General features: G+C 69.4%; 24 protein-coding genes and 3 pseudogenes. 5 read left to right on the forward strand and 22 right to left on the reverse strand.

What is annotated here, in order from left to right; all coding sequences use genetic code 11:
- Positions 1–2 precede the first annotated feature (2 nt).
- From rplN to QC282_RS10150, 21 genes are all read right to left on the reverse strand, one after another.
- On the reverse strand, positions 3–371 hold the full coding sequence (gene rplN, locus QC282_RS10050) for a 50S ribosomal protein L14 (RefSeq protein ID WP_003998823.1): 369 nt from the start codon (positions 369–371) through the stop codon (positions 3–5).
- A gap of 104 nt (positions 372–475) precedes the next feature.
- Entirely contained in the window at positions 476–763 is a 288-nt protein-coding gene (gene rpsQ, locus QC282_RS10055) for a 30S ribosomal protein S17 (protein WP_020941675.1), read from the reverse strand.
- Positions 760–984 (reverse strand): 50S ribosomal protein L29, encoded by a 225-nt coding sequence (gene rpmC, locus QC282_RS10060; RefSeq protein ID WP_030831683.1) that lies wholly within the window; start codon positions 982–984, stop codon positions 760–762. The genes rpsQ and rpmC overlap by 4 nt, the downstream gene beginning before the upstream one ends.
- On the reverse strand, positions 984–1,403 hold the full coding sequence (gene rplP / locus QC282_RS10065; protein ID WP_029380975.1) for a 50S ribosomal protein L16: 420 nt from the start codon (positions 1,401–1,403) through the stop codon (positions 984–986). Before rplP ends, rpmC begins: the two co-directional genes overlap by 1 nt.
- Positions 1,404–1,408: 5 nt before the next feature.
- Positions 1,409–2,230: a 30S ribosomal protein S3 gene (gene rpsC, locus QC282_RS10070; RefSeq protein ID WP_279548909.1), complete on the reverse strand. Its 822-nt coding sequence runs from the start codon at positions 2,228–2,230 to the stop codon at positions 1,409–1,411.
- Entirely contained in the window at positions 2,230–2,577 is a 348-nt protein-coding gene (gene rplV, locus QC282_RS10075) for a 50S ribosomal protein L22 (RefSeq protein WP_028420772.1), read from the reverse strand. The genes rpsC and rplV overlap by 1 nt, the downstream gene beginning before the upstream one ends.
- 43 nt (positions 2,578–2,620) lie before the next feature.
- Positions 2,621–2,902: a 30S ribosomal protein S19 gene (gene rpsS, locus QC282_RS10080; RefSeq protein ID WP_010036728.1), complete on the reverse strand. Its 282-nt coding sequence runs from the start codon at positions 2,900–2,902 to the stop codon at positions 2,621–2,623.
- 12 nt (positions 2,903–2,914) lie between these two features.
- Positions 2,915–3,751 (reverse strand): 50S ribosomal protein L2, encoded by an 837-nt coding sequence (rplB, locus tag QC282_RS10085; RefSeq protein ID WP_279548910.1) that lies wholly within the window; start codon positions 3,749–3,751, stop codon positions 2,915–2,917.
- Positions 3,752–3,789: 38 nt separating this feature from the next.
- The gene (rplW, locus tag QC282_RS10090; RefSeq protein WP_279548911.1) at positions 3,790–4,209 is read right to left on the reverse strand and encodes a 50S ribosomal protein L23; all 420 of its coding nucleotides are present in this window, start codon (positions 4,207–4,209) and stop codon (positions 3,790–3,792) included.
- Positions 4,209–4,865, reverse strand: coding sequence for a 50S ribosomal protein L4 (rplD, locus tag QC282_RS10095; RefSeq protein WP_279548912.1), 657 nt, complete (start codon positions 4,863–4,865; stop codon positions 4,209–4,211). Before rplD ends, rplW begins: the two co-directional genes overlap by 1 nt.
- Positions 4,866–4,873: 8 nt before the next feature.
- Positions 4,874–5,518 carry a 50S ribosomal protein L3 gene (rplC, locus tag QC282_RS10100; protein WP_279548913.1) on the reverse strand — a complete coding sequence of 215 codons (645 nt, stop codon included), beginning with the start codon at positions 5,516–5,518 and terminating at the stop codon, positions 4,874–4,876.
- Between the two features lie 16 nt (positions 5,519–5,534).
- Positions 5,535–5,843, reverse strand: coding sequence for a 30S ribosomal protein S10 (gene rpsJ / locus QC282_RS10105; protein WP_003948644.1), 309 nt, complete (start codon positions 5,841–5,843; stop codon positions 5,535–5,537).
- A 529-nt stretch (positions 5,844–6,372) separates the two neighbouring features.
- Positions 6,373–6,912, reverse strand: coding sequence for a hypothetical protein (locus QC282_RS10110; RefSeq protein ID WP_279548914.1), 540 nt, complete (start codon positions 6,910–6,912; stop codon positions 6,373–6,375).
- Positions 6,909–8,942: a hypothetical protein gene (locus QC282_RS10115; RefSeq protein WP_279548915.1), complete on the reverse strand. Its 2,034-nt coding sequence runs from the start codon at positions 8,940–8,942 to the stop codon at positions 6,909–6,911. Before QC282_RS10115 ends, QC282_RS10110 begins: the two co-directional genes overlap by 4 nt.
- Before the next feature lie 37 nt (positions 8,943–8,979).
- Positions 8,980–9,444: a hypothetical protein gene (locus QC282_RS10120; protein WP_279548916.1), complete on the reverse strand. Its 465-nt coding sequence runs from the start codon at positions 9,442–9,444 to the stop codon at positions 8,980–8,982.
- 213 nt (positions 9,445–9,657) lie between these two features.
- Positions 9,658–11,016, reverse strand: coding sequence for an NADP-specific glutamate dehydrogenase (gene gdhA, locus QC282_RS10125; RefSeq protein WP_279548917.1), 1,359 nt, complete (start codon positions 11,014–11,016; stop codon positions 9,658–9,660).
- Positions 11,013–11,636: a hypothetical protein gene (locus QC282_RS10130; protein WP_279548918.1), complete on the reverse strand. Its 624-nt coding sequence runs from the start codon at positions 11,634–11,636 to the stop codon at positions 11,013–11,015. The genes gdhA and QC282_RS10130 overlap by 4 nt, the downstream gene beginning before the upstream one ends.
- Positions 11,633–13,513, reverse strand: a complete 1,881-nt coding sequence (locus QC282_RS10135; RefSeq protein ID WP_279548919.1) for an alpha/beta hydrolase — start codon at positions 13,511–13,513, stop codon at positions 11,633–11,635. Before QC282_RS10135 ends, QC282_RS10130 begins: the two co-directional genes overlap by 4 nt.
- Complete coding sequence (locus tag QC282_RS10140) at positions 13,510–13,959, reverse strand: amino acid ABC transporter permease (RefSeq protein ID WP_279548920.1); 450 nt, start codon at positions 13,957–13,959, stop codon at positions 13,510–13,512. Before QC282_RS10140 ends, QC282_RS10135 begins: the two co-directional genes overlap by 4 nt.
- Before the next feature lie 340 nt (positions 13,960–14,299).
- Positions 14,300–15,433 carry an endo-1,4-beta-xylanase gene (locus tag QC282_RS10145; protein WP_279548921.1) on the reverse strand — a complete coding sequence of 378 codons (1,134 nt, stop codon included), beginning with the start codon at positions 15,431–15,433 and terminating at the stop codon, positions 14,300–14,302.
- Between the two features lie 184 nt (positions 15,434–15,617).
- A complete protein-coding gene (locus QC282_RS10150) occupies positions 15,618–15,740 on the reverse strand; it encodes a DUF397 domain-containing protein (protein ID WP_336621067.1) in 123 nt (40 codons plus the stop codon).
- 9 nt (positions 15,741–15,749) lie between these two features.
- Between QC282_RS10150 and QC282_RS10155 the strand changes: the two are divergent.
- The 5 genes and pseudogenes from QC282_RS10155 to QC282_RS10175 all read left to right on the forward strand — a co-directional run.
- A pseudogene (locus tag QC282_RS10155) lies at positions 15,750–15,986 on the forward strand (ATP-binding protein); the annotation flags it as partial.
- Positions 15,987–16,190: 204 nt separating this feature from the next.
- Positions 16,191–17,155 (forward strand): annotated as a pseudogene (locus QC282_RS10160) (helix-turn-helix domain-containing protein).
- A gap of 332 nt (positions 17,156–17,487) precedes the next feature.
- A pseudogene (locus QC282_RS10165) lies at positions 17,488–18,360 on the forward strand (glycoside hydrolase family 16 protein); the annotation flags it as partial.
- Between the two features lie 214 nt (positions 18,361–18,574).
- Entirely contained in the window at positions 18,575–19,531 is a 957-nt protein-coding gene (locus tag QC282_RS10170; RefSeq protein WP_279548922.1) for a LysR family transcriptional regulator, read from the forward strand.
- Positions 19,532–19,934: 403 nt separating this feature from the next.
- Positions 19,935–21,368: a carbohydrate-binding protein gene (locus QC282_RS10175; protein ID WP_279548923.1), complete on the forward strand. Its 1,434-nt coding sequence runs from the start codon at positions 19,935–19,937 to the stop codon at positions 21,366–21,368.
- Positions 21,369–21,434: 66 nt separating this feature from the next.
- Here QC282_RS10175 and QC282_RS10180 read toward each other — a convergent pair whose 3' ends face one another.
- Entirely contained in the window at positions 21,435–22,691 is a 1,257-nt protein-coding gene (locus tag QC282_RS10180) for a hypothetical protein (RefSeq protein WP_279548924.1), read from the reverse strand.
- Positions 22,692–22,810 lie beyond the last annotated feature (119 nt).

Genomic DNA, 22,810 nt, shown 5'->3' on the forward strand with positions numbered 1-22,810 from the left:
GCTCACAGCACCTCCGGCGCGAGGGAGATGATCTTCATGAACTTCTTCTCGCGCAGCTCACGGCCCACCGGGCCGAAGATACGGGTGCCGCGAGGGTCGCCGTCGTTCTTCAGAATGACGGCGGCGTTCTCGTCGAAGCGGATGTACGAGCCGTCCGGACGGCGGCGCTCCTTGACGGTGCGAACGATGACCGCCTTGACGACGTCACCCTTCTTCACGTTGCCACCGGGGATCGCGTCCTTGACGGTGGCGACAATGACGTCACCGATGCCCGCGTAGCGGCGACCGGAGCCACCGAGCACACGGATGCAAAGGATCTCCTTCGCACCAGTGTTGTCGGCGACACGCAGTCGCGACTCCTGCTGGATCACGTCTATCTCCTGGTTGTCTGCCGGTTCCCGGGGCGGGCACCGCTTGCGCGGCGACCCGCCCCGAGCCTGGCGGAACGGTGCCTAGGGGGTCCCCCTAGGAGGGATTACTTGGCCTTCTCGAGGATCTCGACGACGCGCCAGCGCTTCGTCGCGGACAGCGGCCGGGTCTCCATGAGGAGGACGCGGTCGCCGACACCCGCGGCGTTCTGCTCGTCGTGGGCCTTGAGCTTGTTCGTACGGCGGATGACCTTGCCGTACAGCGCGTGCTTCACACGGTCCTCGACGGCGACGACGACGGTCTTGTCCATCTTGTCGCTGACGACCAGACCCTCACGGGTCTTGCGGAATCCGCGTGCCTCGGTGTTCTGCTCAGTCACGTTGTTCTCGCTCATGCGTTCTCCACCGTTTCGATGCCCAGCTCGCGCTCGCGCATCAGGGTGTAGATCCGCGCGATGTCCTTACGGACGGCCTTGAGCCGACCGTGGTTCTCGAGCTGACCCGTCGCCGCCTGGAAGCGGAGGTTGAACAGCTCTTCCTTGGCTTCGCGGAGCTTCGCCAGAAGCTCCTCGTCACCCAGTTCGCGCAGCTCGGACGCCTTGGTACCGGCCGACATCACGCTTCACCTGCCTCGCGCTTGACGATCCGGCACTTCATCGGCAGCTTGTGGGCCGCACGGGTCAGCGCCTCACGGGCGATCTTCTCGTTGGGGTACGACAGCTCGAACATCACGCGTCCGGGCTTGACGTTGGCGACCCACCACTCCGGCGAACCCTTACCGGAACCCATGCGGGTCTCGGCCGGCTTCTTGGTGAGGGGGCGGTCCGGGTAGATGTTGATCCAGACCTTGCCGCCACGCTTGATGTGACGGGTCATGGCGATACGAGCCGCTTCGATCTGGCGGTTCGTGACGTACGCCGGGGTCAGCGCCTGGATGCCGTACTCGCCGAACGCAACCTGCGTTCCACCCTTGGACATACCGTTGCGCTTGGGGTGGTGCTGCTTGCGGTGCTTGACCCTACGGGGGATCAGCATGTCGGTCAGGCCTCCGTTCCGGTGCTCTCAGCCGGAGCGGCGGCGGGAGCCTCGGCCTTGGGGGCCTCGGCAGCCGGAGCCTGCTGCGGCTTGCGCCCGCGACGCTCGCCACCGCGGCCACCACGGGCCGGGCGGTCGTTGCCACCACGGGCCGGGCGGTTGCCCGCACGGGCGGCGGCGTTCTCGGCGCGGACCTCGGCGATGTTCTTGACGTCGCCCTTGTAGATCCAGACCTTCACGCCGATGCGGCCGAAGGTCGTCTTGGCCTCGAAGAAGCCGTAGTCCACGTTCGCGCGGAGCGTGTGCAGGGGCACACGGCCCTCGCGGTAGAACTCCGAGCGGGACATCTCGGCGCCGCCGAGGCGGCCACCGCACTGGATCTTGATGCCCTTGGCGCCGGCCTTCATCGCCGACTGCATGCTCTTGCGCATGGCACGGCGGAAGGAGACGCGGGAGGACAGCTGCTCGGCGACGGCCTGGGCCACCAGCTGAGCGTCCGTCTCCGGGTTCTTGACCTCGAGGATGTTCAGCTGGACCTGCTTGCCGGTCAGCTTCTCCAGGTCACCGCGGATGCGGTCGGCCTCGGCGCCGCGGCGGCCGATGACGATGCCGGGACGCGCGGTGTGGATGTCCACACGCACACGGTCACGGGTGCGCTCGATCTCCACCTTCGAGATGCCGGCGCGCTCCATGCCGGACGTCATCATCCGACGGATGGCGACGTCTTCCTTGACGTAGTCCTTGTACAGCTTGTCGGCGTACCAACGCGACTTGAAGTCGGTCGTGACACCGAGCCGGAACCCGTGCGGGTTTACCTTCTGGCCCATTACCGGGTTCCTTCCTTGCTGCTGACGACCACGGTGATGTGGCTGGTCCGCTTGCGGATCCGGTAGGCGCGGCCCTGGGCGCGCGGCCGGAACCGCTTCAGGGTCGGGCCCTCGTCGACGTAGGCCTCGGAGATGTAGAGGCTGTCGACATCGGTGTGGTCGTAGTTGTGCGCGGCGTTGGCAATGGCGCTGTCAAGCACCTTGCCCACCGGCACGCTCGCGGCCTGCGGGGCGAAACGCAGGACCGCCTGAGCCTCCGTGGCGTCCATGCCACGGATGAGGTCCACCACGCGGCGGGCCTTCATGGGCGTGACGCGGATGTACCGCGCCTGGGCCCTGGCTTCCATGGTTGTCCCTTCAGTGTCTGTCATTGGTCATTCCACCCCGCTGTTAGCGGCGCTTCGACTTCCGGTCGTCCTTGACGTGACCCCGGAAGGTGCGCGTCGGCGAGAACTCGCCGAGCTTGTGGCCGACCATGGACTCGGTGACAAACACCGGGATGTGGGTCTTGCCGTTGTGCACCGCGATCGTGTGACCGAGCATCGCCGGGACGATCATCGAGCGACGGGACCAGGTCTTGATGACGTTCTTGGTACCGGCTTCGTTCTGCGCGTCCACCTTCTTGATCAGGTGGTCGTCGACGAAGGGTCCCTTCTTCAAGCTACGAGGCATCTCAACCCGTCCTTAGCGCTTCTTGTTCGTCTTGCGGCGGCGGACGATGTACTTGTTCGACGCCTTCTTGGGCGAACGAGTACGGCCTTCCTTCTTGCCCCACGGGGACACAGGGTGGCGACCACCGGAGGTCCGGCCCTCACCACCACCGTGCGGGTGGTCAACCGGGTTCATGACGACACCACGGACGGTCGGGCGAACGCCCAGCCACCGCTTGCGGCCCGCCTTGCCCCAGTTGATGTTGCTCTGCTCGGCGTTGCCGACCTCGCCGACAGTGGCGCGGCAGCGGACGTCGACCAGGCGGATCTCACCGGACGGCATGCGGAGGTGGGCCATGGTGCCCTCCTTCGCCAGCAGCTGCACCGAGGCGCCGGCGGAGCGGGCGAACTTGGCGCCGCCACCGGGACGGAGCTCGATCGCGTGGATCGTGGTACCGACCGGGATGTTGCGGAGGGCCAGGTTGTTGCCCGGCTTGATGTCGGCCCCGGGACCGTTCTCCACGGTGTCGCCCTGCTGCAGGTTGCGCGGGGCGAGGATGTAGCGCTTCTCGCCGTCGGCGTAGTGCAGCAGCGCGATGCGCGCGGTGCGGTTGGGGTCGTACTCGATGTGCGCGACCTTCGCCGGCACGCCGTCCTTGTCGTGACGACGGAAGTCGATCACGCGGTAGGCGCGCTTGTGTCCGCCACCCTGGTGGCGAACGGTCACACGACCGGCGTTGTTACGGCCGCCCTTGCTGTGCAGCGGGCGGACCAGCGACTTCTCCGGCGTGGACCGCGTGACCTCGACGAAGTCGGCGACGCTGGAGCCACGGCGGCCCGGCGTAGTCGGCTTGTACTTGCGGATTCCCATTTCTCAGTCCTCGTCCGATATCGGACGATCCGACCCGCTTACGCGGTCGGACCGCCGAAGATGTCGATACGGTCGCCCTCGGCGAGGGTTACGATCGCGCGCTTGGTCGCCGCGCGCTGGCCGAAGCCGGTGCGGGTCCGCTTGCGCTTGCCCTGGCGGTTGATCGTGTTGACCCCGGTGACCTTGACCTCGAAGACCGCCTGGACGGCCTCCTTGATCTGGGTCTTGTTGGCCCGCGGGTCGACGATGAACGTGTACTTGTTCTCGTCGATGAGCGCGTAGCTCTTCTCGGACACGACCGGCTTCAGCAGGACGTCACGGGGGTCCGTGTACGCCTTGCTCGCCGGGGTGACGACGGTGTTCTTGCCCTCGGCGGCGTGGCGACGCGCCTTCTTGACGCGCGCCTCCTTGGCCTTCTTCGCGGCCTTCGAGGCGATAGCGGGGTGACGGATGGCCATCAGACCTCGCTCCCTTCGGTGTCGTTGGCCTTCGGGCCGGACACGAAGGACTCGAAGGCGGCCTTGGTGAAGACCACGTCGTCGGAGACGAGAACGTCGTACGTGTTCAGCTGGCCCGGCTCCAGGATGTGGACCTGGGGCAGGTTGCGGGCGGACAGCCACGCGGCCTCGTCGGCGCGGTCGACGACCAGGAGCAGGTTCTTGCGCTCCGAGATCTTGCCGAACAGCGACTTGGCGGCCTTGGTGGACGGGGTCTCGCCCTCGATCACGCCGGTGACGACGTGGATGCGGTTGTGGCGGGCCCGGTCGGTGAGGGCGTGACGCAGAGCGGCAGCCTTCATCTTCTTCGGGGTCCGCTGCGAGTAGTCGCGCGGCTGCGGGCCGTGGACGACGCCACCGCCGGCGAACTGCGGCGCACGGGTCGAGCCCTGGCGCGCACGGCCGGTGCCCTTCTGGCGGTAAGGCTTCTTACCGCCACCCCGGACCTCGCCACGGGTCTTGGTCTTGTGCGTGCCCTGACGGGCGGCAGCCAGCTGCGCGACGACGACCTGGTGGATCAGCGGGATGCTGACCTTCTCGACGTCGAAGATCTCCGCGGGGAGCTCGACGGTACCGGCCTTGTCGCCCGCCGGCGAAAGGATGTCAACAGTGCTCATCGGTTACCTCAGGCCCCCTTGGCCGCGGTGCGGACCAGGACGAGGCCGCCGTTCGGACCGGGAACCGCGCCCTTGATGAGCAGCAGACCCTTCTCCGCGTCAACGGCGTGGACGGTCAGGTTCTGGGTGGTGACCCGCTCGTTGCCCATGCGACCCGCCATGCGGAGGCCCTTGAACACGCGGCCCGGGGTGGCGCAGCCACCGATGGAACCGGGCGAGCGGTGCTTGCGCTGGGTGCCGTGTCCGGCGCCGAGGCCACGGAAGTTGTGGCGCTTCATGACACCGGCGAAGCCCTTGCCCTTGCTCTTGCCGGTCACGTCGACCTTGATGCCGGCCTCGAACACCTCGGCGGTGATCTCCTGGCCGAGGGTGTACTCGCTGGCGTCAGCGGTACGGATCTCGACGAGGTGGCGGCGGGGAGTGACGTCGGCCTTGGCGAAGTGGCCCTTGAGGGGCTTGTTCACCTTGCGCGGGTCGATCTCGCCGAAAGCGATCTGGACGGACTCGTAGCCGTCGACGTCGTTCGTGCGGACCTGGGTCACGACATTCGGGCCGGCCTTGACGACGGTGACCGGGACGACACGGTTGTTCTCGTCCCACACCTGCGTCATGCCGAGCTTCTCGCCCAGGATGCCCTTGATCTGCTTAGCCATTCTCAGATCACCGGCCTCAGAGCTTGATCTCGATGTCGACACCGGCCGGGAGGTCGAGTCGCATCAGGGAGTCAACGGTCTTGGGGGTCGGGTCGAGGATGTCGATCAGGCGCTTGTGCGTGCGCATCTCGAAGTGCTCGCGCGAGTCCTTGTACTTGTGCGGCGACTTGATGACGCAGTACACGTTCTTCTCAGTGGGCAGCGGCACCGGGCCCGCGACCGACGCACCAGTACGCGTCACCGTCTCGACGATCTTCTTCGCCGAGCTGTCGATGACCTCGTGGTCGTAGGCCTTGAGCCGGATGCGGATCTTCTGTCCCGCCATGGCTACTCAGTAGTCCTGTCTCTCGTAACGCTCTGGAACCCGGTGTTCCACTCTTCGTTCTCCGACCCACGCGGTCGGGCGTGTCGCACTCTCGCTGACACAGATGTCCCTTGTTCGAACATCCCTGCGGGATTGCACACGGCCCTTCCGGAACCGCGAGCCGGAGGCGAAAGGCCCACCGGGTGCCTGGCCGGCGCCGCGCAACGCTTCCCGGAAGATTCCCGTACGTCCGCCCCTGATCAGGGGCGACGAGTACTGTGGGACTCGCTTCCGGTCCTCCCGGCGGGAGGCGCGCAGCATCAACACTCGACCGAGCAACTCGGACAGTCTGCCACAGAGGGCAGCGCGGACGCCAATCGAGCCGGAGAGAATACCCCGGGGGGGACGTGGGTCAAACACAGACGCCGTCCGGCCTGGTCGACCTGGCCGACGGGCCCGTCGGTTCCGCTTCCCAGTCCGGGGACGGCGGGACGGCCTGACGAAACCGATCAGCCGAGTGCCATCGGTCGTCCCCTGCGGCGAGGGCGAGTCACTCGCAGTGCAGCGTTTTGACTGTCGCGGGGAAGTAGTCGCGCATGAAGGCGATGATGTCCTGCCGGTGACTACGGTCCGTGATCTTTACTCGAGGCATGTGCAGTTTGAGCGTGAAGTGCTCGCCCCGCGTGGTCTTGCACGGTGTCGACACAATGGCTCCGTTGTTGCCGACGACGGATTCCTCACCCAGGTCCGCAACCTTCCATTCGGCCACATCGTTGAACACCGGATCGAACTGATCCCTCTCCGCGAACCCCGGAGCGTCGGGTGTCCAGGAGAAATGGAATTCGAGGACCGGGTCCCCACCCGACAGCAGGGCGCAAGGCGCCGAGATCGCCTCCTGCCGGTCGACTCGGCTGTACTCGTCCAAGTCGTCGGTCGAAGTGATCAGCGGGCGCGCGAGGTCCCGGTCGACGCGAGTTCCGCACATGCTCTGCGGGATCTCCTCGTCTGAAGATCCGTTGCAGGACGTCACTGCGAGGCAGACAGCGAGAACGGCGGCGCTCTGTGAGGCGATGCGCCAACGGTGGCTCACTGCGTCACCTTCCCGGAGACACCGCGCGCGTGCTTGGCACCGTTGTTCGCGGCATCGTCGATGTGGTTCTGCGCGTCGTAGAGCCGGTCCTCGTCGTGCGCGTTCTTCCATTCCTCCGTCAGCGCAACCAATTGCCGATTCCTCGTGAAGTGAGCGTCGACGTTGTCCTTGGTGGTCTGATCATCCAGCCTCTTCTGCTCGTCCTTCAGCCACTCGGCGACAACGTAGTCGAATCCCTGCTGGACCTTGTCGCTGGCGACCGGGATGTAGCTGATGGCCTCGTCGAAGAGGGGCTTGGCCTCGAACTCGGCGGTCTTCGGGTCTCCCTGTGCCTGGACGCGGGCCTCCTCCAGGAAACCGACCGTTCGGCCCGCGCGTGTCAGGGACTCCTGGGAACCGGACCGGTCGTGGATGTCGGCAACCATCGCCTGATTCAGGCCTGCGTTCAGCGTGTTGTAGGCGTCCTGGTCCTTGGAGACCTGCTTGGTGACCTCGAAGAGGTCGGTCTGGTCCAGGGGTGAGGCGGCCATGTCGACGTTGCTCATCGACTTGTGCACGGTGTCCCCGTGGTTGACGAGGATCGTGGCGATCGGTTCCCGCATGGACGGCGGGAAGTCGTCGCCGGCCTCGGCGAAGTGGGTGATCGCCTTCTCGAAGACGGCGTTGTTCTCCTTGCTGTGTTCGACGTAGAGGCCGTTCGGGTCGGCGGGATCGATGCCCGTCGCCGCGGCCTGCAGCGCCGCGCCGAAGCCGGCGCGGTTGTCACCGTCCAGGCCGGCCGAGTACGTGCTGGCCTTGGGCCCTTCGTGTTCATGCAGCGTGACGTCCCAGTCGCGCTCCTTCATGAGGTACTGCATGTTCTCGTCGGAGCTCAGGTACTTCGCCGCCGCGTCGGGATCACGGCTAATGAGCCCCAGCATGCCGTCCACCGGGTCGTTGGCGAACCAGCCGTCCCGCTTGCCGCTGTACTCGTGCTTCAGCTGCCAGACGCCGGGGTCCGCCTTCTCCGCGGCGATCATGTCGTCGGTCAGGTCTCCGAGCATGTCGGCCGAGTAGCCGTGGCCCTTCTGCATGAGCGTGACGAGCGACTGGTAGCCGACGGCCTTGTCGAGACGCGCGCCCTGGGTGTCGGTCGCGTGCCGTTCGACACCGGCCTGGCGCATGTCCTCCCGCCAGGCCTCGTACCACGGCGACCTGGTGTCCTTCGTCGCCGAGGCGAGTGCGTTCGCGAGGCCGGTCTCGATCTTCGAGTAGTCGCCCGCCCGGTCTCCGTCCCGCGCGTGGATGAGGTCGTTCAGCTCGTTCGTGAGCTTGATCGTGCCGGTGGCGCCCAAGCCGTCGAGGAGGGTGCGGGAGAAGGCGGCGTCGTCGCTGTTGTCGCGGAACGTCCGTTTCAGCTCGGCCAATTCCCGGTCGGAGAGCCGGTCGCCCTTGGCCAGCTTGTCCAGCGCCTTCTGTGCGGCCTCTCCCTCGTACTTCTCGATGTCTCCCTGTGCCTGCCCGTTGAAGCCCTTCCCGCCGGCGAGAGGGCTGGAGTCCGTCACGACGGCCTCCAGGGCGATTCGCATACCGGCGTCGGCGTCCGACACGTCCTGAACGGCCTTGTTGATGCGGGCCTGCCACGACTGGACTGCTTCGAGATAGCCGGGGTCGTGGTGGACCGCCCGGCGTTCCTGCTCCGTCAGACGCTCGGTGTCGAGGCTCACAACCCCTTGGTCGGAGACCTTCATGCGCGCATCGACGGCTTCCTGCCGTGCGGACTTCAGCCTGCCCCGCAGGTCGACGAACTGCGTGTGGGCGTCGCGCAGCAGGGAGGCCACCGCCTTGGCCTCCGTCTGTGCGTACTGGAACTGCTTCAGGGTGATGTCGAAGCGGTTGTTCGCCGCGTCGGCGCTCAACCCGACCCAGCTGGTGCCCATCGAAATGCCGTGGACGTCGCGCCGGTAGGCCTTCTCCTGCTTGGCGAATTCCTTCGCCATGTCGTCCCAGCCTTCGGCGGCGGTGGTGAGCGTGGAGAGATCGGTGGTCATGATTTCGTGGTAGGTGGGCATTGCGTTCTCCGCGTGGTCAGAGCCGGTCCAGAACGGACACCTGCCGGACGCCGCTGCCCACCCCGACATCCGTGCTCTGCAACAGAGTGCTCGTACTGCGCAGGGCGCTCTTTTCCGCAGCGAGCCGGTCCATGAGGTTCTTCACCTGGTCACCCCATGTCTCGTGGGCCTTCTTCAGAGCCTTTGAGGTGACCCAGCCGTCGCCGTCCTTCGGGCCGAACGCCTTGACCGCGCCGGCGGAGTCGTCGTCCGCCCACCTGCCGGCCTTCTGCGTGTCGGGCTCGATGTTCTCCTCGATCGCCTTCGCCGCGCGCTTCTTCTCCGCGGGTGAGGAGGCCAGGTCCTTGCCCAGGGCCGGCGGCCCCGCAGGGCCCGCGGTTCCACCGCCGCCCTGATCCGCCGGCAGCTGGTTCAGCCTCGTGCCGGCGTGCGACCCGGCCGTGTCGGTACCCGTACGAGCCGCCCCCATGGGTTCTGCCACTGCTTCCGCCCCCGTCGCTCCACGGTCGTCTTGCGGTGAGCAAATTCGCTCACGCCACTGTCTGATCGTCGGTGCCAGGGTATCCCGCCTGCCACGGGGGCGGGGTGCGGTGGGCGGCCGACGGGTGCCTCAAAGCCGGGGCGTTGCACGCAAGTTCGCCACGCCGCCCAGTCACTGAGGCGCCCGCGTTCCCGCGCTTCCCGCCGACACTCCTCAGATCACCCCCTGCGCCAGCATCGCGTCCGCCACCCGTTCGAAGCCGGCGATGTTCGCGCCCGTCACGTAGTCGCCGGGGGTGCCGTAGCGGGCGGCGGTTTCGGCGCAGGTGGTGTGGATGTCGGTCATGATGCGGGCCAGTTCGGCTTCGACCTGGTGGGCCTGCCAGGTGGTGCGGGAGGCGTTCTGGGTCATTTCCAGGGCGCTGACCGCGACGCCGCCCGCGTTGGCCGCCTTGCCGGGGCCGAAGGCGACTCCCGCCTGCTGGAAGAGCTGGACGGCATCCGGGGTCGTCGGCATGTTCGCGCCCTCGGAGACCGCCTTCACGCCGTTGCGGATGAGCGCTCCCGCGTCGTCCGCGTTCAGTTCGTTCTGCGTGGCCGACGGGAGCGCCACGTCGGCCGGGACCTCCCAGACCCGCCCGCCGGGGACGAACCGCGCGGATGCGCCGCGCCGTTCGGCGTACGTGCTCACCCGGCCGCGTTCCACCTCCTTGATCTGGCGCAGGAGGTCGAGGTCAATGCCCTTTTCGTCGACGACGTAGCCGCCCGAGTCCGAGCAGGTCACAGGGGTGGCGCCGAGGGCCGCCAGCTTTTCGATGGTGTGGATCGCGACGTTCCCGGAGCCGGAGACGACCGCCGTCTGCCCCTCCAGGTCCTCGCCGCGCTCGCGCAGCATCGCCTCCGCGAAGAGGACGTTGCCGTACCCGGTCGCCTCCGGGCGGATCAGCGAGCCGCCCCAGCCGGCGCTCTTGCCAGTCAGTACGCCGCCCTCCCAGCGGTTGGTGATCCGCCGGTACTGGCCGAAGAGGTAGCCGATCTCCCGGCCGCCGACGCCGATGTCGCCCGCCGGCACGTCGGTGTACTCCCCGATGTGCCGGTACAGCTCCGTCATGAAGGACTGGCAGAAGCGCATGACCTCGGTGTCGCTGCGGCCCTGCGGGTCGAAGTCGCTGCCGCCCTTGCCGCCGCCGATGCCGAGCCCGGTCAGCGCGTTCTTGAAGACCTGCTCGAAGCCGAGGAACTTGACGATGCCGAGGTTCACGGAGGGGTGGAAACGCAGGCCGCCCTTGTAGGGGCCCAGCGCGCTGTTGAACTCGATCCGGAAGCCGCGGTTGACGTGGACGCGGCCCCGGTCGTCCTGCCACGGCACCCGGAAGATGATCTGCCGTTCCGGCTCGATCAGCCGCTCCAGCAGGCCCGGCTCGGCGTACTCGGGCCGCGCCGCCAGCACCGGCGCGAGGCTTTCCAGCACCTCGCGCGCCGCCTGGTGGAACTCGGGCTCCGCCGGGTTGCGGCGCTCGATCTCGGTGCGCAGGAAGTCGAGGGCGGCCTTGGGCTCGGGGCGTGAGGTCACGGGGTGCCTTTCTGGCGCGGCGGTGTGTCGGCTGACCAGAACTCGGAATGTACGTACGGCAGCCCCTTGCTGGCTTCGGAGTCCGGATCGATGGGCTCGCGTGGGGCTTCGATGACGTCGGATTCAGTGACGCAGGGAGATGTGGCGCTGAACGAGGCCTGCCCCTTGTAGCCGATCTCCAGGCTGAGCCGGAACCCCTCTGGGGTCGAAGCGAAGATCGCTGGCATCTCCTTGTTCTTGCGCACGGAGGTGATCTCGTACCCGTCCTTCTTCCACTGGCGTTCGATCACTCCGAGAAAACTGCCACGTCGCGCCTCTGAGACGATCGTCATGACGTACCGCCTCCGCGTGACGGTCCCGGTGCCCGTCCCGTCGTCCTTGAAGTCGGTGCAGATCGAGTCACTGGATGGTCCCCGAACCGCCTCGACTCCAGGCTTGATCGCGGCGAGCGTGCCATCCAGGATCTGCTCAGCGCGGTCCGCGGCTTCCTGCATGTTCACGTTATTCTTCTCCGGCTTGCTCTCGGTCCCGGTGCCGTCGTCATCGATCAGGCCGCAGCCGGACAGTGCGCATACGGCCGACGAGATGGCCACGATGGCGAGCGGGGCGTAGTGCTTCATCGGTGCTTCTCCGAGGTGACAAGTTCAGGGTGCCCCGCAACGATGGCGGCCACGTTGGCGGCGGACTCGGGGTCGACTTCTGGGTTGAAGTAGTTGGAGTGCGCCGGGGTCGGCCCTTGGCCGTCGATCAAAGGTCGTGGGCCGTCATCGACCTTGATGCGATGAGCGCCGAAAGCCTCGCTGGCCGGGTCCTTGCCGAACCAGATGTCATCGTCGCCCTGGTCGGCGATATCGCCCCCGACGTACGACACCAGCGGACCGGCCCCACTCAAAACTCCTCCCGCGACAGCTTCCTGCTTGGACGGCAGCTGAGTCACCGGGTCGTTGTCGGCCGCCCCCACGAATACATGGCCCTTGGGGACGCCCAGATGCTCCGCCTTGTCGACGCCCACGCCAGGGCTGCCCAGCAACACGATGTCGTCGGCGTCCGGGATCCCGCCAGGTTCCTGAGTGGCCGCACCGACCAGCCGGGAGCCATAGGAGTGTCCGATCGCCGTTAGGTGTGGATCCCCATGGGAGTTGGTGGCGGCCAGGCCGCTCATGAAGGAGTTGTAGGCAGGCGCGCCCTTTTCGGCCCGCTCGGCGGACATCACTTCGCTGTTCGAGAGCAGGGTCGATGCGTCCACACCGCCGAGTTGCGGCGGGTCGTAGCCGAGCCACACGATGGAGGCGCTCGACGGATCCTTGTCCCGGGCGCCGATGGCGGTGTCCCGGGCACGCTTCACGTCGTTGCGGGCGAACTCGTCATCGAGCGCCGTGCCAAGCCCGGGAACATATGCGGAGACATTCTTGGAGCTGTCGGGGTTACCGAAGGCGACAACGGCACGGCCAGTGCCCTCGTCGGCGAGGCCCAGGATATACATCGGCGGCTCCTTGGGGTCAGTGAGCCGATTCGCCGCGTTCACCTCCAACTGGTGCTGAATTTCCTTCAGCCCTCCGAGCCGGGCCTTGGCTTGCTCCCTGTCCTGACCCTCCAACTTGGCGATCAGCAACTGCAGGTTCTCCCGGTTCGCCTCATCGCGTACAACTGCCGGGATGCCGTCCAGGTTGCCGATGACGTCCGGGTAGCTTGCCAGGTACTCCTCGCGTTGGGCGTCGGAAAGGTGGTCCCACCACTGTTTACGGTCGGCCGGCGACTTGTCGAGCGGGATCTCGCGCTTCAGGTACTCGTACGTGGCATCACGTACGGCCTGCACGTCCGCCGCCGCGTCCGCCCACGTCTTCCTGTCGACGGTGAGACCAGGCGCGGCCTTGAGCTTGCTCAAGGCGCTCCGGTAACGCTCGTCGGTCTCGTGGGCCTGGCGCAGTGCACGAGCGATACGGTCGGCGATTTCCTGGGCCTTGGCGTGGTGCGGGTTCGGGTTGATCAGACCAGGCTTCTGCGCACCAGGCTGATAGAGATCGCCTTTGGCAGGACTATGCAGTCCGTCGTTGCCCGGCCCGAGGAGACCGCTGTTTCCCGCGACCGTACCGCCCGGGACAGGCTCCCCCGTGAGCTGGTTCTTGCCGCCCGCCGGGTAGGAGACACTGCCGTCCTTGTGGACCGTGTACGACAGCGCTTCCGCCTCCGCCAGCGCGTCCTTCACCGTCCTTTGGTAGGGCGCGAGTTCCGCTGACAGGCCACTCACTGCCGTACGGATCAATCCGCACTCCGTCTTGATGTAGTCGTAGTTGGCGCTCAGCCGCTTGAACCGCCTCGCCGCTGCTTTCGCCGACTCGCTCTCCTGTGTCTTGGAAAGGGCGCCGTCCATGTCCCCGTCGACCCGCTCCTGCGCGGCGTCAGCCTGTCGTGACACTGCTGCCCAGCCGTCCGCCGCATCATCCAGCGCCATCAAATTGACATCGCGCAATTGCTGCCAGGTCAAGGCAGACGTCACTCGGCGTCACCTTCCCGGTTCACCCGCACCGCGTTCACCCTTGCAGCGGTTCCGGTGTCAACCCCGGCCAACTCTTTGCCGACCGCACGCAATGTGGGCTCCAGCGACTCACACTCGTCGCGCACGGCGTCCAGCCGCTTCTCCCAAGAGGTCAGCACTCCTTTGAGCTCAGCCAGGCTCTCCAGCCCTGTGAGCCCTCTCACCATGCCCTCATGTGCGGTCGTGAGCGCGGTTCTCGTCGTGTTGGTGCTGCTTCGGAGGTCGTCAGCAGTCTTCGCAGCCCGGTTCCACGGCTGGGCTGAGTGCTTGAGTCTGCCTCCGCCACCGTTCTCCCTGCCCGAGGGGGCACTGCCACCTGGGTCTGCAGGCATCTGGTTCAGCTGCATTCTCGTGGGCTGCCGCTCAGCCGCTGAGGCCTTTAGCTGCTCCCACTCCTCCCACGCCATGCGTCAGCTCCTCCCCGTTTCGCGTTACACCAGCGGTAGAGACGATCGTGCTGAGCACGCAGCGTCTGCTGAACAGCACTGACTTGTACCGTAGCGCGTTGATCACACAACTCATCGGCCAGACCGACTAGCACGCATGAGTACCTGTACTCACCCGCGCCGAAGGCGGTGGTCATGCGAACAGTCTGGTGGACGTGTGCCAGTACGGTCAGCCCCGTCGTGCCCCGGTCGCTTCACCACGCCGTGACTGCCACCGTGCCGGAGACGCCTCCCGCACCGGCCACATTCAGCTGGTGCGGGAGGCGTCTCCGGTCGCTAGTCCACGCCGGCAAGGCAAGAATCAGCCTCGCGCCCCCTTCAGCGTGTCCCGCAGGGCGTAGAACGCCGGCTTGCGGTCGAAGTCGTCGGTCATGACCGTCGCGGAGCCCTCGCCCTCGAAGAACACCGGCACCCACGAGTACTTGTCCGTGAAGCCCCAGATGGTGAAGGAGTTGCAGCCGTCCACGGCCAGGCACGCCGACAGCGCCCGCTGGTAGTAGTCGGCCTGCTTCCGCTCCTGCGCCTGCGTGGGCACGCCGTTCTCCGGCAGGTCCATCCGCACGTCCAGTTCGGTGACCGCCGTCTCCAGGCCCAGCGCGTCGAACCGCCGCAGGTTGGTCTCCAGGTCGCCCGGGAAGCCGTACCGCGTGCTCAGGTGCGCCTGCACGGAGAAGCCGTGCACCGGGACGCCCTGCCGCAGCAGTTCCCGCGTGAGCGCGTAGTAGGCGTCGCTCTTGGCGTTGACGCTCTCGACGCCGTAGTCGTTGAAGAACAGCTTCGCCTCCGGGTCGGCCTCGTGCACCCACCGGAACACGTCGGCGACGATGCCCGGACCCAGCTCGCGGATCCAGATGTTGTCCTGCGTACGGAGTTCGCCCTCGCCGTCGAAGATCTCGTTGGCGACGTCCCACTGCTGGATCCGGCCGGCGTACCGGCCGACCACGGTGGTGATGTGCTCGCGCAGGATCGCCCGCAGCTCCTCCTTGGAGAAGCCGCCCTTCTCCAGCCACGCGGGGTTCTGGCTGTGCCACAGCAGCGTGTGCCCGCGCACGACCTGGCCGTGCTTCTCGGCGAACTCGACGATGCCGTCGGCCGCCGCGAAGTCGTAGCGGTCCCGCTCGGGGTGGATGAACTCCCACTTCATCTGGTTCTCGGGGGACACCGAGCTGAACTGGCGTCCCAGGATCTTCCGGTACTCCTTGTCCGACGTGAACGGGTCCGGGTAGTCCTGCTCCAGGTGGTGGCCGCCGCCGGCCACGGCCGTGCCGACGAAGAAGCCCTCGGGCGCGGCCTCGCGCAGCCGGTCGAACCTTGCGTTGGAGTGCGGCGCGGCCTCCCGGCCTGCCGACGGGTCGGCCGTGGCCACGCCCGCCACGAGCGGCAGGGTCAGGGCGGCGGCGGCCAGGGACGCGGTGGCGAAGCGAATGGGTCTCATGCGGGGAGTCTCATTCCGTCGTTCGTTCTCGAATGTTTCGAAACCCGTTCCGAAACATTTGGGGTTGACGGAAGCTAAAGGCCCGCCGAGCGCGAGGTCAATACCCGTGCACCTGATCGCACACAAAGCGCCCCGCCGCCGGCCTGTGACCGGGGGCGGGGCGCATGAGGGCGCGGAGGGAGCGTCAGCCCTCCGAGGCGTACGTCAGCAAGCCCGCGCACGCGGTGGGCGCGACCGCGAGGCGCGGGCCTGCCAGGTGCTTGGAGTCGCGGACGTGGACCGCGCGGGCCGCCGTCGCGATCTCCACGCAGCGGACACGCTCCGCATCGAGGTCACGGACACGCGCGGTGACCGGCTGCCGTGTCCTCGGGAGCCGGGGTGGGACGCGGAGTCGGGCCGCGGCCTGCTGCTCGTGGAGGCGCCGGCGGACCGCTGGGGCGGGTCGGAAGGCCGCTTCCCACGCAAGACGGTGTGGGCGGAAGTGGGCCCGGAAACACCGGAACCCGTCTCCTCGGGCTCCGGTGTCGCCAGCGCCATTCCCCAAGGAACGTGAGGGAGAAAGAACCCGACCGAGCCCCACCCCTCCCGCCCGGCTCGTCCGCTCACTCAGGAGGGTGAACATCACGGGCCCGGCTGGATTTCCGGACCCTCAACTCCCCTACGCTCGGCGCAAACAGCCCCAGACAGACGTCGGCCCCCGCAGGGACTGCCATCCCGATGCGAGGGCCTGACCACTCAGGAAGCAAGGACCTTCCCGATGGATACGCAGAACCCTAGCGTGCGCCCGCACGCCGAGTCAGCCCTTGCTGACGATCGGTCCCACGCACGGGGGACCCCACGCCCCCGTGTACGCCCCGCCGGGGGCGTCGCCCACGACAACCGCCGCCACACCTCCCGCTTCACGGTGATCGGCAACCACCTCACCCAGCATCCGGACCTCTCCCTCCTCGCCATCGGCCTGGCGTGCCACATCCAGTCGCTGCCGACCGGCGCCCGCGTCGACATCAAGACCCTCACCGCGCGCTTCCCGGAGGGCGCTACCCGGATCGCCGCGGCGCTGCGCGAGCTGGAGGCCCACGGCTATCTGCGCCGCACGCGCGAGCGCACCCCCGCAGGCCGCATCGTCACCCGCACGATCTCCTGCAACCAGCCCGCGGCGCCCCGGCACCAAGTACCGACCGAGCGCGCGCCCCACGCGCCGCCGCCCGAGCTCCCGGAGCAGGCCCCCGCTCCCGCACCCGTCCGCCAGATCCAGCGCCCGCCCCGCAAGAAGCGCCCTCTCCCGGCCGTACCCCAGCCGGCCTGCCCCTCCCCCGCCCTGCTCCAACGGGCCGTCGACCTCCTCACCGGCCTGCGCCGCCACGACCCGGCGCTGCTCCTCTCCTCCTGCGACACGGCCCACCTCGCCCCCGGCGTCGCCGCCTGGCTGGAACGGGACGTCACCCCCGCCGCCGTACGCCACGCCCTGACCAGCGATCTGCCTCCAGAAGGCCTGCGCCGCCCGGCCGCCCTCCTGGCCCACCGCCTCACGGCCCTCCTGCCGCCGCCGCCCCCGTTCCGGCCGAACCGCCGCCCGTCCGGCATCCCCTGCGCAACTGCGACGGCTGCGATCGCGCGTTCCGCTCCCCCGCCCCCGGCACCCGCTGCCGCGACTGCCACGCGGCAGCACCCGCCGGGGAGACCGACGCTCCGCCCCGGAATCATCTCGCGGGCACCCACTGACCAGGAGAAACGCACGTAGATGCTCGCTCCCGTCACCATGCCCGGCGGAATGTTCACGTACCAGACCGTCGTACGCAGCGAACGCGTCCACGTCGTCCGGCTCACCTGGCTGGGCGGGTAGAGCCGTCACTCGGCTCACCCGTCAGGAATCCGAGGACTGGGGCCCATCGACGCCCCGCCCCCTTAACCCCGCCTTAAGCCGTCATTAAGCGCCGCCCCGGGACTGATCCGGCGGTTGGTTGCCGCGTGAACCGTCCGTAGCATCCACCACGATCGACCATGCTCGACCATCACACTCAACCAACCCCCCACAAACAGAGGTGTGTTCAGCCATGGCTGCTCATCGCGCACGCCGGCGGTCGCTCGGCGGGCTCGCGCTGCTGGTCGCCGCCGCCGTCACCGGCGCCCTCGCCCTCACCGGCACCGGACCGGGCACCGACCGGGCCGACGCCGCCACCGCCGCCACCGACACGGCCACCCCCACGGCCGTGACCTGGTCCGACGAGTTCGACGGCGCCGCCGGCACCGCCCCCGACCCGGGCAAGTGGACCCTGGAGACCGGCGGCACCGGCAACGGCAACAACGAGCTGCAGTACTACACGAACAGCACGGACAACGCCGCCCTCGACGGCAACGGCAACCTCGTCATCACCGCCCGCAAGAACACCGACACCGGGCTCCAGTGCTGGTACGGGCCCTGCGAGTACACCTCGGCGCGGCTCAACACCGCCAGTACCTTCACGCAGGCCTACGGCCACTTCGAGGCCCGTATCAAGATCCCGCGCGGGCAGGGCATCTGGCCGGCGTTCTGGATGCTCGGCGACGACCTGGGCAGCGTCGGATGGCCCAACAGCGGCGAGATCGACATCATGGAGAACGTCGGCAAGGAGCCGAACACGGTCCACGGCACCCTGCACGGCCCCGGCTACTCCGGCAGCGGCGCCCCGTACAGCCTCCCCGACGGCCGGGCCTTCGCCGACGACTTCCACGTCTTCGCGGTCGACTGGAGCCCCGAGAAGATCACCTGGTCCGTCGACGGCCAGACCTACCAGACCCGCACACCCGCCGACCTCGGCGGCAACAAGTGGGTCTTCGACCACCCGTTCTTCCTGATCCTCAACCTCGCCGTCGGCGGCAACTGGCCCGGCAGCCCCGACGCGAGCACCCAGTTCCCGCAGACGATGACCATCGACTACGTACGGGTGTCCGCGGCCGACAGCGCCGCCGCGAAGGGCTGAACCCCGGCGCCCCACGCCCCACGCCCCACGCCCCACGCCCCGCGGCACGCCGCCCGCAGAACGCCCCGGCCTCCCGAACGACGAGTCCGGGCCGCGTTCCGGCACCCGTGCCGCGGGGCGCTCCGCCACAGGTCCGTACCAACCCCTTGCCCCCGTCCCGGCCGCGCCGCAAGCTCCCCTCATGGAGCTGGAGTTGCGGCATCTGAGGACGATCCGGGCGATCGCCGACGCGGGCAGTCTCACCAGGGCGGCGACCACGCTGGGCCTGACCCAGCCCGCACTGAGCGCCCAGCTCAAGCGCATCGAACGAGCCCTGGGCGGCACGCTGTTCGCGCGCGGCCGGCACGGCGTACGGGCCACCCCGCTCGGCGAGCTCGTCCTGGAGCGCGCCCGGGTCGTCCTGCCCGCCGTGAGCGAACTCCAGCAGGAGGCCAACCGGTTCGCCCGCGACCGGCACGCCAAGCAGCGCCTGCGGATCGGCGGCACGCACGGCCCGCTGCTCGGCGCCCGCGTCGACCGGCTCGCCGGGGCCGTGCCGGGCGTCACCGTCACCACCTGCGCCTCCTGGTCCGAACGGCGACTCGCCGAACAACTCAGCGACGGCACCCTGGACTTCGCGCTCGCCGGGACCTGCGGTTCCGCCGCACCGCCGGGCGCGCCGCACCTCGTATGGCAGGAAATCGCCGTCGACCCCGTCTTCGTCATGCTCCCCGACGACCACCGGCTCGCCCACCGCCCCGACGTGGACCTCGGCGAACTGGCCGACGACGCGTGGGCCTGCGTCCCCGGCGACGGCTGCTTCGGCGACTGCTTCACCGCCGCCTGCGCCCGTGCCGGGTTCGCCCCGCGCCGCATGTACGAGACGGACACCGCGTCCCTCGTCCACCTCGTGCAGGTCGGCCGCGCGGTGGGCCTGTGCCGGGCGACCTTCCCGGCCACGCCCGGCGTCACCACCCGGCCGCTCGCCGGTACGCCGCTGCTGTGGCGGCACCTGCTCGGCCGGCATCCGGCGTCACAGCCACCGGACCTCGCGGCGACCGTGCTCGCGCAGGCCCGCCACGCCCACGCCGCCGCGGCGACACGCAGCACCGGCTACACCGACTGGCTCGCCTCGCACGGGCCTGGCCGGACGCCCTGAAACGCCGGACCCTCGCCTCGCACGGACCCGACCGGACGCCCTGAAACACCGGACCCTCACCTCGCACGGACCCGACCGAACGCCCTGAAACACCGGACCCTCACCTCGCACGGACCCGACCGAACGCCCTGAAACACCGGACCCTCACCTCGCACGGACCCGACCGGACGCCCTGAAACGCCGGACCCTCACCTCGCACGGACCCGACCGGGCAGGACGCCCTGAAACACCAGGCTCCCGCCTCGCACGGACCCGACCGGGCAGGACGCCCCGAGACACCAGGCCCCCGCTTCCATAACGCCGGGGAGGAGGGTCAACCGGCGGCTTACCCGGGCGCCTTGGCGCTCCCTACGGTTTCGGCACCTCCCCACGGAGCTTCCCCACCGAAACCGAGGAGATCCCCATGCTCCAACGTCACAGCCGAGCTCTGTGCGCCGCCCTGGCGGCAACCGGCGCCCTGCTCCTCACGGGCCTGAGCGACACGGGTGCGGCAGCGACCACGGCCACCCGCTCGGCCACGGCCACCGACTCCGCCGCAGCAGCCACCGCCGCGTCCGCCACGTCCGCCACCCCCGCCGCCTCCCCCTCCGCCGCCGAAACCCTCCGTACCGCCGACGCCCCGCCCGCCCTGCTGCACGCCATGCAGCGCGACCTCGGCCTCGACCGGCGGCAGGCTCAGCGCCGCCTGGCCAACGAGGCCGAGGCCGGCGCCATCGCCGGGCGGCTGCGCGCCGCGCTGGGCGCCGACTTCGCGGGCGCCTGGGTGCGGGGCGCCGAGTCCGGCACGCTGACCGTGGCGACCACCGACGCCGCCGACGTACCGGCCATCGAGGCGCGGGGCGCCGTCGCCGCCGTCGTACGCCGTCCGCTCGCCGTGCTCGACGCGGCCATGGCCCGCCTGGACCGGGCGGCACGGGACCGCGGCGCCACCGTCGCCCCCGTCCGGTACGTCGACGTCCGTACGAACTCCCTCGTCGTCGAGACCGCCGAGCCGGCCGCCGCCCGCGCCCTGCTGCGCGCCGCCGGCGTCGACCGCTCCCTCGCCCGCGTCGAGCGGTCGGCCGAACGGCCGCGCCCGCTCTACGACTTGCGGGGCGGCGACGCGTACTACATGACCAACAGCGGCCGCTGCTCGGTCGGCTTCCCCGTCACGCGCGGCGCCCAGCACGGCTTCGCCACCGCCGGCCACTGCGGCCGGGTCGGCACCGGCACCACCGGCTACAACCGCGTCGCGCAGGGCACCTTCCAGGGCTCGGCCTTCCCCGGCAACGACATGGCCTGGGTGGCCACCAACACCAACTGGACGGCGACCCCGTACGTGAAGGGCGCCGGCGGTCAGAACGTCCAGGTGACCGGCTCCACCCAGGCCCCGGTCGGCTCGTCCGTGTGCCGTTCCGGCTCCACGACCGGCTGGCACTGCGGCACGATCCAGCAGCTGAACACCAGCGTCACCTACCCCGAGGGCACCATTTACGGCGTCACCCGCACCAGCGTGTGCGCCGAGCCCGGCGACTCCGGCGGCTCCTACCTCTCCGGCAGCCAGGCCCAGGGCGTCACCTCGGGCGGCTCGGGCAACTGCTCGACGGGCGGCACGACGTACTTCCAGCCGCTCAACCCGCTCCTGCAGGCCTACGGCCTCACCCTCAGGACGACCACCGGCGGCCCCGGCGAGCCCGGCGAACCGGGTGAGCCCGGCGGTACCTGGGCCGCCGGCACCGTCTACCAGGCGGGCGCCCAGGTCACCTACGGCGGCGCCGCCTACCGGTGCCTGCAGACCCACCAGGCCCAGGTGGGCTGGGAGCCGTCGAACACCCCGGCGCTGTGGCAGCGCGCATGACCCGCTGAGGGGGGCGCGGGGCCCGGCGGCCGGCCGCCGGGCCCTTCGGCGTTGCCCGCGGACGGCTCAGGTCCGGCTGACCGTCGCGCACTCGTCGCTGCCGCCGGCGCCGCCCGTGCCGTCCCTGCGGTCGTACGGGTCCACGGTCGGGCCGGTGGCTGGGGTGCCGGGGGACGGCGCCTGCGGGAAGTCGGGGTGGAAGTAGCCGTCGTACACCCCGCAGGCGTCGTTGTAGGACCGCACGTCGTACGCGTCCAGCATCAGGCGCCCCTCGGTGACCTCCCAGTACCGGGGGTTCGACAGCAGCAGCGTGATGTCCCGGCGCACGATCGTGCGCTCCACCGCGTCACTGTCGCCGTGCGCCCGCACCGTCGGGTAGACGAACGTGTAGTCCGCGTGCACCTCGACCTCGCCCGGCCGCCCCTCGGCGACCGTCATGTGCCCGCGCACCTTGACCACGTCACCGGCGAGCCGCGCCTCGTCCGGGTCGAAGCGGCTGAACAGCATGACCGGGTCGTTGTCCCGCGTCGGCTCGCGCAACGACCGCCGCACGTCGGACAGCAGACCGGGCTGCTTGGGGTCGAGGAGGTCCAGCGCCCGCCTCGGCGTCCCGCCGCGCAGCACCTCCTCGTCCAGGTTGGCGGCGACCAGGAACTCCTTGGCACGGCGCAGGCCGCGCGCCACGTCCGCCTCGCTCAGACCGGCGAGCGCCTTCGCCTCGGGCAGTTCGATGGCGTCCGCGCCGTCCGCCCACCGCTCGGCGGGCGACCCGCGGAACGGGTGCTCAAGGGTGGCCGCCCCGGAACTCGCCGCGTCGCCCGGCGCGTCGTCCGGCCGGCCCGTCTCGGCGGGCAGCGGCGTCGGCGAGGCGGCGGCGTCCGTGCCCAGGCCCGGTATCCGGTCCAGCACCAGCGAGGGCCGCACGGCGACCAGGGCCAGCGCGACGGCCAGCGTCACACCGACGCCCGCCAGCACCCGGCGCCGCCGCGTGCGACGGGCGTCCGTCTCCTGCCACGCGGGCCCGGTCCGCCAGCCCGGCGGGGCCGCCGCCGGTGCCTCGGCCCGCCGCCCCCGGCCCAGGCGTCTGCCACGGCCGCCCCGCCCGCCCTGCCGGGCCGCCGCCTCCTCCTCTTCACGCAGCCGCCGCGTCACCATCCGCGCCCGCGCCGACGGCTCCTTGGGCGCGCCCGCGCCCCCGCCCTCCGCGGCCTCCCGCAGAAACGCCGCCAACTGCTCGTCGGTCAGGGCCGGTTCCCCCGACGGCTGCCCGGACGGCTCCCCCGGCCGTTCGTCGGGCTGCTCGGGGTGCTGCAGGGTACTCACGGGCGCTGCGCTCACTCTCGGCGGTCGGCGGATCTTCAGTCGGTCAGACTCTCACCCCCGCCCAACGGCTGTACCGACGGGTGAGAAATCCAACGATCAAGCGGAGGGGGCCGGTTCGC

Source organism: Streptomyces sp. DH24, assembly GCF_029813775.1.
Taxonomy (GTDB): Bacteria; Actinomycetota; Actinomycetes; order Streptomycetales; family Streptomycetaceae; genus Streptomyces.